Origin of the sequence: Leisingera sp. ANG-M6 (genome assembly GCF_000813905.1) — a bacterium.
In the GTDB taxonomy this organism is placed as follows: Bacteria; Pseudomonadota; Alphaproteobacteria; order Rhodobacterales; family Rhodobacteraceae; genus Leisingera.
The window spans coordinates 1-13,958 of sequence record NZ_JWLG01000021.1 but is presented as its reverse complement, the minus strand read 5'-3'; the positions used below and the strand labels follow the sequence as shown (position 1 = coordinate 13,958).

Genomic DNA, 13,958 nt, shown 5'->3' with positions numbered 1-13,958 from the left:
CTGTTCTGGCGCAATTCGGCTGGTCTTGCCAGCCATACCCGGGCAGGAGTTTGATTTAGCGCATCCTGGAGTCAGCTTTTTTGCGGGCTGGCCTTGTTCAAGACCGGACACTTGTCGGTAAACGCCGCAGCGCCGCGCGTCAGCGCGGCGCTGGGCCCAACGGGAGGAGGCCCATCGGGCCGAGGACGGGCGGGAGGATCCCGTCAGCTGGCTAAGGCCACTTCGGCGGCGTTCATCACCGCGCCGATGCGGCGGCCGGTGTCCACCATGCGGTTAGAGAATCCCCATTCGTTGTCATACCAGCTGACCACCCGCACCAGCCCCTCCGCTGTGACAGCGGTTTGCGCTGCGGCAAAGCAGCTGGAATGCGGGTCGTGGTTGAAGTCGACGGAGACAAGCGGGTCATCCTCGTAGGAAAGGATGCCCTCCAGCCCATTCGTGGCAGCCGCTTTGACTGCGGCATTGACTGCTTCAACTGTGGCTGGGCGCTCCGGCACAAAGCTCAGATCCACAACGGAAACGTTGGCAGTGGGCACCCGGATGGCAGAGCCTTCCAGGCGGCCATTCAGATGCGGCAGCACCTCCGAAATTGCCCGGGCCGCTCCGGTGGAGGTGGGGATCATTGATAACGCGGCGGCACGCGCGCGGTAGAGGTCTTTGTGGCTGGTGTCATGGGTCGGCTGGTCGCCGGTATAGGCGTGGATCGTGGTCATATAGCCGGTTTTGATGCCAAAGGCCTCGTCCAGCACCTTGGCCAGCGGCGCCAGGCAGTTGGTGGTGCAGGAGGCGTTGGAAACGATCAAATCCTCTGCCGTCAGGTCCATGTGGTTCACACCAAAGACCACAGTCCGGTCGGCATTCTTTCCGGGGGCGGAGATCAAAACCCGCTTGGAGCCGTTTTTCAGATGCCGGGCGGCATCGTCACGAGCGGTGAACAGGCCGGTACACTCATAGGCGATGTCCACATCCTCCCAGGGAAGGTCCTCCGGGTTGCGGAAGGCGCTTAGGCGGATGCTATGAGGGCCGACGCGGATCAGATCGTCCGCCAGAAACACAGGTGTCTTCAGGCGTCCGTGCACGCTGTCGTATTTCAGCAGATGCACCAGCGTTTCCGGCGGCGACAGGTCGTTGATGGCCACGACCTCGATATCCCTGGCATCGCGTTCCAGCAGCGCCCGCAGTACCCCGCGGCCAATCCGCCCGAATCCGTTGATTGCAATTTTCAGTGTCATCTCTGATCTCCGGCTGGTGTACCGGAGTTCAATCCGGTAGCGATAACGGTTGCGATACCGATAGCGATAACGAATGCGAAAATCAAGCCCCTCGCCGGCAGAGCAGCCCTTGCGGTGGCCAGCAAACTGCAGGAGCATGGGGGGATGACCAAGAAACTGCTTCTGAAAGACGTGGCCAAGCTGGCCGGTGTCAGTGAGATGACCGCGTCCCGTGCCTTGCGCGGGGCACCGGATGTATCAGCCAAGACCAAGGCGAAGATCGAGGAAATTGCCCGGACCCACGGTTATGTTCCGAACCGGATTGCCGGTTCCCTGTCCTCGCAGTCGGTCAATCTGGTGGCGGTGGTGGTGCCGTCGCTGAACAGTTTTGTTTTCCCGGAGGTGCTCTCTGGTATTTCTGCCGTCTTGAAGGACAGTCCGCTGAAGCCCGTCGTTGGCGTCTCCGGCTACGACCTTGAAGAAGAGGAAAGCGTCACCCGCGAGATGCTCAGCTGGCGCCCTTCCGGTCTGATTGTCGCCGGGCTGGAGCATACCGAGGCAACACGCCGGATGCTGCAGCAGGCCGACTGCCCGGTGGTGGAGGTGATGGATGTTGACGGCGACCCTGTGCGCCACTGCGTCGGCATTTCGCATTTGCAGGCAGGCCGCGATATGGCAGAGCAGATCCTTGCCCGCGGCTACCGCAAGATCGGTTTCATCGGCACCAAGATGCCGCAGGATTTTCGTGCCAGGAAACGCTTTGATGGCTTCACGGACGGGCTGGCGGCGCAGGGTGTGACGCTCGGCGATACTGAGCATTACTCCGGTGAAAGCGCAATCCAAACCGGCCGCCAGCTGACGGCGCAAATGCTGGCGCGCAGACCGGATTTAGAGTGCATTTACTATTCCAGCGATGTGATGAGCGTTGGCGGGCTGATGCATTGCCTGGCCGCGGGCCTGTCGGTGCCCGGTGATATCGCCTTGGCCGGTTTCAATAATCTTCAAATCCTGCAGGGCTTGCCGCTGCAACTGGCGACGACGGATGCCTGCCGCCATGAAATCGGTGAACGCGCGGCGCAGATCATTCTGAAATCGCGGGAGCCGGGCGGGACAGACGGGCTGGTATTCAATCGCCTGGCACCGGCAATCAGCCTGGGTGAGACGCTGTAGTCAACCGCCGGAATCATAAGCATTTCCTTCGGAAGGGTACGGGCCTGCCGGGCCGCCCGGCGATTTTTCTAGCTTTACCGGCCGCCCCGAGGCAACCTGAGAACATGGTTCCAGTGCAGCACGGGTCAGCCCGCTAAAGGAGTGCAGATGCCTAAGTACAACGACATGTTCGAGCTTTCGGTCGAAGATATGGACCTGATTGAAACCTCGTTGCGCCACACGCGGGATGCATTATCTGAAGCGCATCCCGCAGCGGGCAGCGCAGATGCGGAAACCCTGCGCCGGGTTCATGCCCTGCTGGGGCAACTGCATAACCAAAAGATATTCTATTACCCGAAGGACAAGGTTTATGTCAGCGGGTGAAGCCTCTGCCAAAAGAAAAAGCGCTCCCCGCGGGACGGAGAGCGCCGTAGCCTGTGATATGGCTTAAGTTCACATCGCAGCCTTGAAAAGCTGGGTAAGATTTTCCTCGGTCAGCTCAATCGGGTTGCCGCCGCAAGAGGGGTCAATGATGGCCCCCTTGACCAGCTCGGGGATGGCCGCTTCGGTTACGCCCAGGTCTGAGAGACCGCGCGGGATGCCCAAGGAGTCGTTCAGCTCCTGCACGAAGCTGCGGAACCCGTCGAAGCCGCCATCAATGCCCAAGTAAGCCGCCGCCATTTTGAACCGGTCCGCAATCGCAGCGGCATTGAACTCCAGCACCGCGGGCATGCAGACCGCGTTGGTGGTGCCGTGGTGGGTGTTGAAATGCGCGCCGATCGGGTGGCTCATCGCGTGGATCGCGCCGAGGCCCTTCTGGAAGGCGGTGGCGCCCATTGCAGCCGCCGACATCATCTGCGCGCGGGCCTCGATGTCGGTGCCGTCGGCATAGGCGCGCGGGAGGTAGTCCTTGACCAGGCGCATGCCCTCCAGCGCAATGCCTTGGGACATCGGGTGATAATGGGGGCTGCTGAACGCCTCGACGCAATGAGCAAATGCATCCAGTCCGGTGCCTGCAGTGATGAACTTGGGCATGCCGACGGTCAGCTCTGGATCGCAGATCACCACCGCGGGCAGCACCTTGGGGTGGAAGATGATCTTCTTCTGGTGGGTGACGCTGTCGGTGATCACCGAGGCGCGGCCCACTTCGGAACCCGTGCCAGCGGTGGTCGGCACTGCGATGATCGGCGCAATGGCATCGGCGTCGGCGCGGGTCCACCAGTCGCCGATATCCTCAAAATCCCAAACCGGACGGGTCTGCCCTGCCATGAAGGCGACCATCTTACCCAAGTCCAGGCCGGAGCCGCCGCCAAAGGCGATCACCCCGTCATGGCCACCCGCATTGTAGGCGGCAACGCCGGCGTCCAGGTTCTTCTCATTCGGGTTCGGATCGACCTCGGAGAACATGGCGCGGCCCAGGCCTGCGGCCTCCAGAATGTCGAGTGTGCCTTGGGTGACCGGCAGATCGGCCAGGCCTTTGTCGGTGACCAGCAGCGGGCGCGTGATGCCGGCGGCGGCACAGGCATCCGCCAGTTCCTTGATCCGGCCTGCGCCGAACTTGATTGCGGTCGGGTAGGACCAGTTTCCAACGAGAGACATGATGTGTTCCTTTGATGCAAGTGGCCCGCCCCGGGAGGAGAAACGGGGCGGGCGGGGCCGTCCGTCAGCCGGTGACCTTTTTCAGGTGATAGGATTTCGGACGGGTCAGATTGTGATAGCCGATGACCGAGAGCCCGCCGCCGCGGCCGGTGTCCTTGCAGCCGGTCCAGCACAGGCCCGGATCCAGGTAGTCGGCGCGGTTCATGAAGACAGTGCCGGTCTCGATCCGGTCCCCCACGGCTTGCGCCCGCTCCACATCTCTGGTCCAGAGCGAGGCGGTGAGGCCGAAGTCGCTGTCATTCATCAGCCGGATGGCTTCCTCATCCGAGGAGACCTTCATGATGCCGACAACCGGGCCAAAGCTTTCCTCCCGCATCACCCGCATGTCGTGAGACACGTTGGTCAGGATTTGCGGCGTCAGATAGGCGCCGCCGTCATCCTCGGAAAAGGTCCCGATATGGGCCACCGCGCCCTCCTCAACCGCCTCGGCGATCTGGCCGCGCACCTCGCTGGCAAAACGCACATTGGCCATCGGGCCGATGGTGGTCTCCGCATCAAGCGGGTTGCCCAGCTTGTAGCCCTTCACGATGGCAATCGCTTTCTCCAGGAAGGCGTCAAACAGGCTTTCGTGCACATAGATCCGCTCGATGCCGCAGCAGCATTGGCCGGAGTTGAACATGGCGCCGTCAATCAGCGTGTCCACCGCGGCGTCCAGATCGGCGTCTTCCATGACATAGCCCGGGTCCTTGCCGCCCAGCTCGGTGCCAACGCCAGTGAAGGTGCCGGCTGCCGCGCGCTCCATCGCCTGGCCGCCGCCAACCGATCCGGTAAAGTTCACGAAGTTGAAGGCCTTGGCGGCAATCAGCTCCGAGGTGGTGCCGTGATCCAAGAAGACATTCTGGAACACGTCTGCGGGGACCCCTGCGGAATGGAAGGCCTGCGCCATGCGCTCGCCCACCAGGAGGGTCTGGGTCGCGTGCTTAAGAACCACGGTGTTACCGGCAATCAGTGCCGGTGCCACGGTGTTGATTGCGGTCATATAGGGGTAGTTCCAGGGGGCGACCACAAAGACCACCCCATGCGGAATACGCTTGATGTAGCGCTTGAAGGTTGCGTCCTCGCCGACCTCAATATCCGCCAGCGACTCTGCAGCGATCTTTGCCATGTGGCCTGCGCGCTCGTTAAAACCGCCAAACTCGCCGCCGTAACGCACCGGCCGGCCCATCATATGCGCCAGTTCCGGCACGATTTTATCGTTCATCGCACCGACGGCGGCCACGCCTGCCATCACCAGTTCAATGCGCTCCTGCAAGGGCCGTTCCGCCCAGGCTGTCTGCGCTGCCCGTGCCCGTTCCGCCGCTGCAAACGCGTCCTCGCGCGACAGCACTTCGCGTTCCGCAAAGACCGATCCGTCAACCGGTGAGATGCATTTCAATACCTGGCCCATTGCCATTCACTCCATTCAGAAAGGGCAAAGCCCTCTTCATCTTTCCGAAAATACTCCGGGGGTCCGGGGGCTGGCCCCCGGCGCGTCCGGATCATGCCCGCTCGAACCCGCGCGCAATCTCGTAATCGGTAACCACCCGGTCAAAATCCTCGATCTCCACTTCCGCCGCGCGGACGTAGTGGTCGACCACATCATCGCCAAGGGCCTTGCGCAGCATTGCTGAGCCTTTAAGAGCCGCCGCCGCATCGCGCAGGGTGCCCGGGATCATGCCGGTATCGCCCTGGTAAACATCGCCCCGAGTGGGGGCTTGCAGCTCCAGCCCTTCTTCGATGCCGGCAATGCCGGCCGCCAGCATGCCTGCCATCGCCAGATAGGGGTTCATGTCGGAGCCCGGAATGCGGCATTCGACGCGGATTGCCTTGGTCCCGTCGCCGCACAGCCGGTAGCCCGCCGTGCGGTTGTCCACCGACCAGATGATCCGGGTCGGCGCAAATGTGCCCTTCATGAAGCGCTTGTAGCTGTTGATATAGGGCGCCATGAAGGCGGTGTAGTCGGGGGCGTATTTCAGCAATCCCGCCATATAGTTCTTCATCAGCGCGGACATGCCCAGCTCGTCGCTCTCGTCAAAGAACGCAGGGCTGCCGTCCTGCCACAGCGACTGATGCACATGGGAGGAGGAGCCGACCTTGTCGTGACTCCACTTCGGAAGGAAGGTCACCGCGTGGCCCTGTTGCTCGGCGATTTCCTTGATCGCGTGTTTGGCAATGGTGTGGAACTCTGCCGTGTCCATCGCCGCCGCGTATTTGATGTTCAGCTCTTCCTGGCCGGTCTCGGCCTCTCCCTTGGAGTTCTCGATCGGCAGCCCCGCATCCCACAAGTGGTTGCGGATCGGGCGCATCACATGCTCCTCGCGGGTTGTCTGCAGGATGTTGTAATCCTCGTTGTAGCCGGAGATCGGCTCGAGGTCGCGGAAACCCGAGCGGCGGATCTCGTCAAAGCTCCTGGCGAACAGGAAAAACTCCAGCTCGGTGGCGCACATGGCGTCGTAGCCCATCGCCTTCAGCCGGTTCACCTGCTTCTTCAGGATCGCCCGGGGGGAGTGGGAGACTTCCTCGTGGGTGTGGTGGTCCAGCACGTCGCACAGCACCATCACGGTGCCCTCCAGCCACGGCACCGGACGCAGAGTGGAGAGGTCGGGCTTCATCACATAATCGCCGTAACCGCGTTCCCAGCTGGTCGAGGCATAGCCGTCCGGCGTCGCCATCGCCAGGTCGGTGGCCAGCAGATAGTTGCAGCAATGGGTTTCCTCCCAGGCGCCATTCACGAAATGCTTGGCGTGGAAGCGCTTGCCCATCAGGCGGCCCTGCATGTCCACAAGGCAGACCAGAACGGTGTCTACGGTGCCATCGGCAACCTGGTCCTTAAGAGTGTCGAAGGAGAGCATGAGCGGCCCTTTGTCTGTTGCGCGCAAAACTTTTCTTCAAAAGTTTTGGCAAATTCCTTGAGTAAGGAATTTGGCCCGCTTAGACGCAGGCCAAATTCCATGTTTCAGCGCTGGCCTCAGCCGTAACGGTAGGGACGGCCGGCCTTCTGCATGTCAGCGTTATACTTCTTGAAGATCTCCACAACCTTCGCCTTGGTTTCGGACTCGGCCGCGATTTCATCCCAGAATTTCACGGCCGCGTCTTCCACTTGCTGCCACTCGTTGTCCGGAATGGTGGTCAGCTTCATCTTGTCACCGTTCACGCGCAAGGATGCTTCGCCGCCCCAGTACCACCACTGGCGGTAATAATGCGACTGGTCGCAGCAGACGCGGAACAGGGTCTGCAGATCTTCCGGAAGCTCGTTCCAGCGGCCCTGGTTGGCAAAGAACGACCCCGCCCAGGCGCCGGAGATGTTGTTGGTCAGGAAGTAGTCGGTCACATCAGCCCAGCCGACGGTGTAGTCCTCGGTTATGCCGGACCAGGCGATGCCGTCCAGCTCGCCGGTCTGCACCGCAACTTCGATGTCCTCCCAGGGCAGAGTGACCGGCACCACGCCGAACTGGGCCAGGAAGCGGCCCGCGGTCGGGAAGGTGAAGACGCGCTTGCCCTTCAGGTCCGCCAGCGAGTTGATCGGGTCCTTGGTGGCAAAGTGGCATGGATCCCAGGCGCCGGCCGAGATGTGCTTGACGCCGACCTTGGAGTATTCCTCGTCCCAGATCTCGTTCAGGCCGTACTGGTTGAACAGCACCGGAACGTCCAGCGAGTAGCGGGAGGCAAAGGGGAAGTAGCCGCCGAACACGGTGACTTCGGTGGGCGAAGCCATCGAGTCGTCATCCGACTGCACCGCGTCGATGGTGCCGCGCTGCATGGCGCGGAACAGCTCGCCCGTGGGAACCAGCTGGTCGGCATAGTATAGCTCGATCTGCATCCGGTCGCCGGCGATCTTGTTGAACATATCGATGGCGGGTTTCACCACATGCTCGGCCAGCGCAGCACCTGCATAGGTCTGCATCCGCCACTTGATGGTGGACTGGGCCAGCGCCGGGGTGGCCAGCGGTGCCGTCATGGCGCCAACGCCGGCGGACTGAAGAAACTTACGTCTTGTTGTCATAATTCTCACTCCTTGTTGAAACATCCGGCCCCTTGGCAGGACTCTCCTTGGTTATTTTCCGTAGACATATTCCGGCAGCCACAGGGCGATTTGCGGGAAGATCATGATCAGGGCGAGCGCCAGCACCATCACTGCGGCAAAGGGGATGATCGAGACATAGATGTCCTTCAGTCCGATCTCCGGCGGCGCCATGGCGCGCATCAGGAACAGGTTGTAGCCAAACGGCGGCGTCATATAGGCGATCTGGGTGGTGATGGTGTAAAGCACCCCGTACCAGATCAGGTCGAAGCCAAGCGCCCCCACCAGCGGCACATAGAGCGGCGCCACGATCACCAGCATCGCGGTGTCATCCAGGAAGGTGCCCATCACGATAAAGCTCAGCTGCATCAGGATCAGGATCATCCAGGGGCTGAGACCCAGTTTGGTGGTGAACAGGTCCTCAATTGCCTTGACTGCACCTAGGCCGTCAAAAATGGCGCCGAAGGCCAGGGCTGCGAGGATGATCCACATGAACATGCAGGAGATGCCAAGCGTCGAGCGCACTGAGGTTTCGAACACCTCTTTGGTCATCCGCCCCTTCAGCACCGCCGCGATGAAGGCGGTCATGGCGCCGATGGCAGAGCTTTCCACCAGAGAGGTCCAGCCGTTCACAAAGGGCACCATCATCGCGGCAAAGATCGCCAGCGGCAGCACGCCGGAGAACAGCAGGCGGTACTTCTCCTTCATGAAAACGTCCTTGTAGAACATCGCGTTTTTGCGGGTCAGGAAGGAGAGGAGGCCGAGCGCCAGTGCCACGCCAAGCGCGGACTTGGTTTCCATAGCACCGGACAGGATCAAGAGCGGAACCAGCACCAGCGCACCCAGCACGATGTAGTTCAGGCGCAGCGGATGGTCGGTGACTTGTTCGTACTCAGCCAGATCTTCAGGGTGCATTGCCGGGCCGAGGTTCGGCTGCATCCGGGCGCGGACGTAGATGTAGATGATGAACATGGTGGCCATCAGCAAGCCCGGGATCACACCAGCCAGCCACAGCTGCCCCACGGGCTGGCGCGCGATCATCGCATAGAGCACCAGCACCACCGAAGGCGGCACCAGGATACCCAGTGAGGAGCCCGCCTGAATGGTACCGGTCACCAGGATCTTGTCATAGCCGCGGCGTAAGAGTTCCGGCAGCGCAATGGTCGCACCAATGGCCATGCCAGCAACCGACAGGCCGTTCATGGCTGAGATCAGAACCATCAGGCCGATAGTACCGATGGCCAAACCGCCCTTAACCGGCCCCATCCAGACGTGGAACATCCTGTAGAGATCGTCGGCGATTTTCGACTCCGACAGCACGTAGCCCATGAAGATGAACATCGGCAGTGTCAGCAAGGGATACCACTTCATCAGCTTCATGGCGGCGGAGAAGGGGATCTCTACCCCGCCGGTGCCCCACAGGAGCATGCCCGCAACCGCGCCGACAAAGCCGATGGCGCCAAATACCCTCTGGCCGGTCATCAGCATGAGCATCATGCCGGCAAACATCACGATGGCGATCCATTCGTAGGACATCAGATTTCAACTCCGCGCAGGCGTCCGATATCCCGGAACAGTTCGGCAAGGCATTGCAGCAGCATCAGGAATACGCCGAAGCAAAGGATGGTTTTGACGGGCCACAAGAAGGGGCGCCAGGCGGTGGAACTGCGCTCCAGATAGCCGAGTTTTTCGCCTGCGGCGGCGGGGCCTTCGCTCAGCAGCGTTTTCAGCAGGTCCCAGAAGAACTGCAGCGGTTCCAGCCCGAAATAGCCGAGGGAATAGGCGGTTGAGCTGAGAGCGCCGTACATCAGGATCACCAGATAGGCGATCAGGAACAGCACGGTGAAAGCATCGACCATTGCCTTGGTCTTCGTGGACCAGGCCCCGTAGAACAGGTCCATCCGTACGTTTGACCCAAGCTGCATCGAGTAAGGGCCGCCCAGAATGTAATAGGCGACCATCACGAATTGCGCGGTCTCCAGCGTCCAGAGCGACGGGTTGAAAAACGTCTTGGAGACCGAGGACCACAGAAGCACCCCGATCAGAGCAAAGATCAGATACATGGCAAAGCGGCCAATGGCGCGGTTCATCGCGTCGATGCCGCGGACGTAAGCCCGGATAATTCTAGGCATCTGGCCCTCCCTCTGCCGTCAGCGCGGCCAGGGCTGGGCGCAGCAATGTCAGCATTTCTTCTGCCATGGCCTCTTCTTCTTCTGGTGACGCCACCAGATCATTGCGGATCTCGATCATTACATTGGCCAGCCCATGCGCCAGCCCGTGGATTTTCAATGAATGGGTGACGCCGTCAGCCGGGCCATAGGGCTCGTTTCGTTCAACCCGGCGGTGCGGCAGGGCAGGGGCCTCTGCCAGCATCGCGTCTGCCAGGCGGCTGTCGTCATCGTGCAGGATGCCGATCTCCACCGCGCGCTGCTTGCCGAAATAGACTGGCGTAAAGCTGTGCATCGTGACCAGAACAGTCTGCAGCCCGGATTCTTTGCGGGCCTTGATCACCTCAGAAACGGCAGCGCAGAAGGGGTCATAAACCGTTTCAACCCGTTCCAGGCGCTGTTCTGCGGTCAGTCCCTTGTTGCCGGGAATTTCCACCAGTTCGGATTTCCCCGGCATTGCGCTGGAGGCCTCTGGCGGGCGGTTGCAGTCGTAGACCAGCCGCGACACGGTGCTGGCAACCATCGGGGCATCCAGCACTTTGGACATATGCAGGGCCACGGCCCGCGCGCCTGGGTCCCATGCGGCATGGCTCAGCCGGTCGGCCTCGCGCAGGCCCAGCCCGTCATAACGGGCGGGGATATTGCTGGAGGCATGCTCGCACAGAAGCAGGACCGGGCTGGTGCCGTTACGGTTCACCACCTCCACCGCGTCCTTCTGAGTGTGAGAATCACTCTCGTGCATGCGCCGCCTCCCTGCGAATTGGAAAAATGTTTCCATGAAGAGATATTTGTGTCAATATCTTTTCATGATCGGTTCCGGACAGGGATTCCTGAAACTTTCTTTTCAGGCCGGTTCCGGGGTAGAAAGTGTCTGTTCAAAAACAGGATTGCGCCGTTGTCGAAACCTCCTGCCACCGTTCGCGAATTGATCCGCGAAAACTATTCCTCGCTCACTCAATCCGAACGAAAGTTCGCGAACTTGCTGCTGGAAAACTATCCTGCGGCCGGGCTGGCCTCGATCACCATCGTCGCCGGGAATGCTGAAGTGTCCACGCCGACGGTGGCCCGGATGGTGCAGAAACTGGGGTTCAAAGGGTATCCGCAGTTTCATCAGGCCCTGCTTAAGGAGCTGGAGGCCAAGGTTTCCGGTCCCACCAAGCGGCGCGACAACTGGGCCTCTGAGGCGCCCGAAGGCCACCTGCTGAACAGATTTGCACAGGCGGTGACTGACAACCTGCAGCAGACGTTCTCCAACATCGACTCCGCCCATTTCGACGCCGCGGTGCATCAGCTGGCCAACACTGAGGGGCGGCTTTACGTTGTGGGCGGGCGCATCACCCGGGCGCTGGCGGATTATGCCTTCACCCACTTCCAGGCGATCCGGCAGCGGGTCACCCATATGACGTCCTCATCCGCCACCTGGCCGCATTACGTTCTGGACATGGTTGAGGGCGATACGCTCCTGATGTTCGACGTGCGCCGCTATGAGACCAACCTGCAAAGATTGGCCGAGCTGGCCTCGGAGCGCGGGGTGAAGATCGTGCTGATCACCGATCAATGGGCCAGCCCGATTGCGTCGGTAGCCGAGCACACCTTCAACTGCTGGGTCGAAATCCCCTCGGCCTGGGACTCCAACATCTCCACCATGATGCTGCTGGAGGCGATGATTGCCGCCACCCAGGAGGAGAGCTGGGACAAGACCAAGGACCGCTATGACCGGCTGGATGAGCTGTTCGATATGACCCGGCTGTTCCGCAAGTTCTCCTGATCCGCCGCATGGACATTGCTCGCCGGTTGCGCCTTACTGATGGTATAGCCGGTTTCATTCAGGCAGGAGTATTCACATGCGTTTTTCCGGAATTCTGACAGCTGCCGCGGTGGCAGCAGTGATTGCCTCGCCCGCAGCTGCCAATCCGCTCAGCCGTATCCTGGCCAAGTCCGGGCTGACACCGCAGGACACCAACATCATGCGGCAGGCGGAGCAATCCCTGCTGGCTGAGGCACAGGGCGGTAAACGGGCCAAGTGGAGCAACCCGGACAGCGGCGCGCACGGCGAGGTTCAGGTGGCGGGCAAGGAAGGCGACTGCGTTCTTTTGCAGCACCAGGCCTTTGTCAAAGACGATCAGACGCCAAAGCAGGCCCGCCGGAAATTCTGCCTTTCCGAAGGCAAGTGGCTGCTGTCCCAGTAAGGCCGCAGTGCCCCCCCCCGCAGCAGTTATTCCGAGGAAAAAGAGATGTCTGAAATTACCCGCAGCCACACCACCCAGCGCATGAGCCAGATCGTGACCCATGGCGATACCATCTATCTTGCAGGGCAGGTCGGCACCGCAGGCGCCAGTGTGGCGCAGCAGACCCAGGATTGCCTGGACAAGATCGACGCGCTGCTGGCGGAGGCGGGCAGTGACAAGACCAGAATCCTTCAGACGGTTATCTGGCTGTCTGACATGAGGGATTTTGCTGAGATGAACGCGGTCTGGGATGCCTGGGTGGCAGAGGGCCATGCCCCGGCGCGCGCCTGCGGCGAAGCGAAGCTGGCCCGCGAGGATTTCCTGGTGGAACTGATCGTAACCGCGGCCAAAGCCTAAGTTAGCCTTGGCTGGTATGGGAAAGGCGGGCAGGCAGCCCGCCTTTTCCTGATATTTAGTCCAGAGCCGCGGCAGCCTTCCTAATGGCCGCTTCGGTCTGTTCCAGATCCTCGTCTGTCAGCGCCAGGCTGGGGTAGGTCTTGCCCGGCGATTTGAAGATGCCTTCCTGGCGCAGCACCTCGTTTTGGCGCTTGGTGCGTTCGGCTTTTCCGGCCTGGGTGTCCCGGTAATCGCATACTTTGGAATCTGTGAAAACGACCTCGTACACTGCTGGTTCACCTGCGATCTGGAACGGGACCCCGGCTTCTTCCAATGCTGCAACGGTCATCTGCATCAGCCTTTGGCCGATGCGGTTCAGCTGGTCATAGGTACCTTCGCCGCGCAAAACTTCCATGGTTTTCAGGCTCGCAACCGCCGCCACCTGATTGCCTTACAGCGTGCCCAGCTGCATCAGCCCGCCTTCAGCGCCCACTTCCGCCTTGTCGAAATGCCGCATGATGTCGGTGCGCCCCACGGTAGTTCCGCAAGCGAGGACATCTTTGGTCCCGTTCTCTCGGTCCTTAAGTTACAGTCCGAAGCCAAGGCGATCGGTATTGCCAGCTTCGCTGGATACAGGCCGGCTCGCGGTGTCTTTACCTGCGACCGGAGCTTGCCACCTGCTGTATCCGCCAGATCTGCGCTGGCCTGGTTTTAATGAGCAATGGGGCCGCTCGTGGCGTCTAGGCCGTCTTGGCAACTGCGAAACTCCGGCTGCGGCTGCGGAAAGGGCAGCGGAGCGCTTCCGGTTGGGGCTTCCGGGCTGGACTGGCCGAAGTGAAGCAGTGCGGAAGAGGGGCTTCGGCTCTGAACTTTCGATTCCTGGTTTTGGTTTTGTGGATATGTTTGTTGAGTCTGTGGGTAAGTGGTTTCTGGCGGGGTTTTGGTGTGATTGGGTTGGTCCTGGGTTTGAGCGGGCTTTGGGTTTTTGGTCAGTGTTGCTGACTTTGTTGTTGTGTAAGTTGTTGATATTGTTTGATTTGTGATTTTTCTTTTTGGAAAGTTCTGTTTTTTGCGTTTTTTGGGTTGCGGGTGTTCGGGGGTATCCGTAAAAGCCCCCTCACCGGCGGCGCTGAGGCGCAGCTGAGACACACCGGACGGGGCGGCGGCGACGCTGAGTTGGACGGGAAACGGACCGGAGAGACGGTTG

At 60.9% G+C, this 13,958-nt stretch carries 15 protein-coding genes; 5 read left to right on the top strand and 10 right to left on the bottom strand.

Annotated features, from left to right (window positions below; all coding sequences use genetic code 11):
* Positions 1–203: 203 nt before the first annotated feature.
* Positions 204–1,232 (bottom strand): type I glyceraldehyde-3-phosphate dehydrogenase, encoded by a 1,029-nt coding sequence (gene gap / locus RA24_RS18350; RefSeq protein ID WP_019296727.1) that lies wholly within the window; start codon positions 1,230–1,232, stop codon positions 204–206.
* Positions 1,233–1,376: 144 nt separating this feature from the next.
* Here gap and RA24_RS18345 point away from each other — a divergent pair, with 144 nt between their 5' ends.
* Positions 1,377–2,381, top strand: coding sequence for a LacI family DNA-binding transcriptional regulator (locus RA24_RS18345; protein WP_019296726.1), 1,005 nt, complete (start codon positions 1,377–1,379; stop codon positions 2,379–2,381).
* Between the two features lie 147 nt (positions 2,382–2,528).
* A complete protein-coding gene (locus RA24_RS18340; RefSeq protein ID WP_019296725.1) occupies positions 2,529–2,744 on the top strand; it encodes a hypothetical protein in 216 nt (71 codons plus the stop codon).
* Between the two features lie 69 nt (positions 2,745–2,813).
* Here RA24_RS18340 and RA24_RS18335 read toward each other — a convergent pair whose 3' ends face one another.
* The 7 genes from RA24_RS18335 to RA24_RS18305 form a co-directional block, all read right to left on the bottom strand.
* A complete protein-coding gene (locus tag RA24_RS18335; RefSeq protein WP_019296724.1) occupies positions 2,814–3,959 on the bottom strand; it encodes an iron-containing alcohol dehydrogenase in 1,146 nt (381 codons plus the stop codon).
* A gap of 64 nt (positions 3,960–4,023) precedes the next feature.
* Positions 4,024–5,406, bottom strand: a complete 1,383-nt coding sequence (locus RA24_RS18330; protein WP_039149172.1) for an aldehyde dehydrogenase family protein — start codon at positions 5,404–5,406, stop codon at positions 4,024–4,026.
* A 91-nt stretch (positions 5,407–5,497) separates the two neighbouring features.
* Positions 5,498–6,850, bottom strand: coding sequence for a glutamine synthetase family protein (locus tag RA24_RS18325; protein WP_039193401.1), 1,353 nt, complete (start codon positions 6,848–6,850; stop codon positions 5,498–5,500).
* A gap of 116 nt (positions 6,851–6,966) precedes the next feature.
* On the bottom strand, positions 6,967–8,001 hold the full coding sequence (locus RA24_RS18320) for a TRAP transporter substrate-binding protein (RefSeq protein WP_039193399.1): 1,035 nt from the start codon (positions 7,999–8,001) through the stop codon (positions 6,967–6,969).
* Between the two features lie 51 nt (positions 8,002–8,052).
* Complete coding sequence (locus RA24_RS18315; RefSeq protein WP_039149166.1) at positions 8,053–9,555, bottom strand: TRAP transporter large permease; 1,503 nt, start codon at positions 9,553–9,555, stop codon at positions 8,053–8,055.
* A complete protein-coding gene (locus RA24_RS18310; protein WP_039149163.1) occupies positions 9,555–10,151 on the bottom strand; it encodes a TRAP transporter small permease subunit in 597 nt (198 codons plus the stop codon). The genes RA24_RS18315 and RA24_RS18310 overlap by 1 nt, the downstream gene beginning before the upstream one ends.
* A complete protein-coding gene (locus RA24_RS18305) occupies positions 10,144–10,929 on the bottom strand; it encodes an N-formylglutamate amidohydrolase (protein ID WP_019296718.1) in 786 nt (261 codons plus the stop codon). The genes RA24_RS18310 and RA24_RS18305 overlap by 8 nt, the downstream gene beginning before the upstream one ends.
* A 153-nt stretch (positions 10,930–11,082) precedes the next feature.
* Here RA24_RS18305 and RA24_RS18300 point away from each other — a divergent pair, with 153 nt between their 5' ends.
* The 3 genes from RA24_RS18300 (at position 11,083) to RA24_RS18290 (ending at position 12,772) form a co-directional block, all read left to right on the top strand.
* The gene (locus tag RA24_RS18300; protein WP_019296717.1) at positions 11,083–11,955 is read left to right on the top strand and encodes a MurR/RpiR family transcriptional regulator; all 873 of its coding nucleotides are present in this window, start codon (positions 11,083–11,085) and stop codon (positions 11,953–11,955) included.
* Between the two features lie 76 nt (positions 11,956–12,031).
* The gene (locus tag RA24_RS18295) at positions 12,032–12,376 is read left to right on the top strand and encodes a hypothetical protein (RefSeq protein WP_019296716.1); all 345 of its coding nucleotides are present in this window, start codon (positions 12,032–12,034) and stop codon (positions 12,374–12,376) included.
* A 45-nt stretch (positions 12,377–12,421) separates the two neighbouring features.
* Complete coding sequence (locus tag RA24_RS18290) at positions 12,422–12,772, top strand: RidA family protein (protein ID WP_019296715.1); 351 nt, start codon at positions 12,422–12,424, stop codon at positions 12,770–12,772.
* Positions 12,773–12,827: 55 nt separating this feature from the next.
* Here the strand turns inward: RA24_RS18290 and RA24_RS18285 are convergent, their stop codons facing one another.
* A complete protein-coding gene (locus tag RA24_RS18285; RefSeq protein WP_052257645.1) occupies positions 12,828–13,193 on the bottom strand; it encodes a hypothetical protein in 366 nt (121 codons plus the stop codon).
* A 269-nt stretch (positions 13,194–13,462) separates the two neighbouring features.
* Positions 13,463–13,958 (bottom strand): hypothetical protein (locus RA24_RS22680; protein WP_206540667.1); only part of this gene is annotated, 496 nt, incomplete at its 5' end.

What these genes read in the sequence shown, in the direction of transcription:
- RA24_RS18330 (WP_039149172.1), bottom strand. Translation starts at nt 5,406, where the DNA reads ATGGGCCAGGTATTGAAATGCATCTCACCGGTTGACGGATCGGTCTTT.
- RA24_RS18305 (WP_019296718.1), bottom strand. Translation starts at nt 10,929, where the DNA reads ATGCACGAGAGTGATTCTCACACTCAGAAGGACGCGGTGGAGGTGGTG.
- RA24_RS18340 (WP_019296725.1), top strand. Translation starts at nt 2,529, where the DNA reads ATGCCTAAGTACAACGACATGTTCGAGCTTTCGGTCGAAGATATGGAC.
- RA24_RS18320 (WP_039193399.1), bottom strand. Translation starts at nt 8,001, where the DNA reads ATGACAACAAGACGTAAGTTTCTTCAGTCCGCCGGCGTTGGCGCCATG.
- RA24_RS18295 (WP_019296716.1), top strand. Translation starts at nt 12,032, where the DNA reads ATGCGTTTTTCCGGAATTCTGACAGCTGCCGCGGTGGCAGCAGTGATT.
- RA24_RS18325 (WP_039193401.1), bottom strand. Translation starts at nt 6,850, where the DNA reads ATGCTCTCCTTCGACACTCTTAAGGACCAGGTTGCCGATGGCACCGTA.
- RA24_RS18290 (WP_019296715.1), top strand. Translation starts at nt 12,422, where the DNA reads ATGTCTGAAATTACCCGCAGCCACACCACCCAGCGCATGAGCCAGATC.
- RA24_RS18315 (WP_039149166.1), bottom strand. Translation starts at nt 9,555, where the DNA reads ATGTCCTACGAATGGATCGCCATCGTGATGTTTGCCGGCATGATGCTC.
- RA24_RS18335 (WP_019296724.1), bottom strand. Translation starts at nt 3,959, where the DNA reads ATGTCTCTCGTTGGAAACTGGTCCTACCCGACCGCAATCAAGTTCGGC.
- RA24_RS18345 (WP_019296726.1), top strand. Translation starts at nt 1,377, where the DNA reads ATGACCAAGAAACTGCTTCTGAAAGACGTGGCCAAGCTGGCCGGTGTC.
- RA24_RS18310 (WP_039149163.1), bottom strand. Translation starts at nt 10,151, where the DNA reads ATGCCTAGAATTATCCGGGCTTACGTCCGCGGCATCGACGCGATGAAC.
- gap (WP_019296727.1), bottom strand. Translation starts at nt 1,232, where the DNA reads ATGACACTGAAAATTGCAATCAACGGATTCGGGCGGATTGGCCGCGGG.